Origin of the sequence: Streptomyces sp. A1136 (genome assembly GCF_004795055.1) — a bacterium.
GTDB lineage: Bacteria > Actinomycetota > Actinomycetes > Streptomycetales > Streptomycetaceae > Streptomyces.
On record NZ_SSBJ01000230.1, the window covers coordinates 1 to 580 of the forward strand.

The window sequence follows — 580 nt, forward strand, 5'->3', positions numbered from 1 at the left end:
CGGTCGAGTTCGCGCCGCACCGCCTCGGTCACCCGGGGGTGGGCGTGGCCGAGGCTGACCGAGCGCAGGCCGGAGCCGTATTCGATGTAGCGGTTGCCGTCGATGTCCCACACGTGGGCGCCGCGGCCGTGGCTGATGACCGGGGCCAGGTGCTCGGGGTACTGGTCGTCGCCCTTGGCGTAGGTGTGCGCGCCGCCGGGGACCATCGCGTGCAGGCGCTCGTTGGCCCGGCGCGACCGGGGCAGGGCGAACTCTTCGGTGGCCTCGGTGTCCACGCCGACCTCAACTCTCTCTGTACGTACGGTCACTTGGTCAGGGTCGCTGCTTCAGGACCTCGGCCAGGCCCGGCGCCCCGCGGTCCCGCTGGGACATCGAGGTGACCGGCAGCGGCCACGCGATGGCGAGCTCCGGGTCGTCGAAGGCGATCGTCACGTCCTCGACCGGATCGTGCGGGCGGTCGATCCGGTACGAGACGTCGGCGGTGTCGCTCAGCGCCTGGAACCCGTGCGCGCAGCCCGCCGGGATGTACAGGGTCACCTGCGTCGTGTCGGACAGCTCGAAGACGGCCACGTCGCGGTAG

Annotated in this window: 2 protein-coding genes; both read right to left on the reverse strand. The window is 71.7% G+C overall.

Going from position 1 to position 580, the window contains the following annotated elements; genetic code table 11:
* A partial coding sequence (locus E6R62_RS38245) for an aminotransferase class III-fold pyridoxal phosphate-dependent enzyme (protein ID WP_136217986.1) occupies positions 1 to 206 on the reverse strand: 206 nt, incomplete at its 3' end.
* Positions 207 to 312: 106 nt separating this feature from the next.
* Positions 313 to 580, reverse strand: a 268-nt coding sequence (locus tag E6R62_RS38250) for a dTDP-4-dehydrorhamnose 3,5-epimerase family protein (RefSeq protein ID WP_136217985.1), incomplete at its 5' end; no start/stop codon positions are given.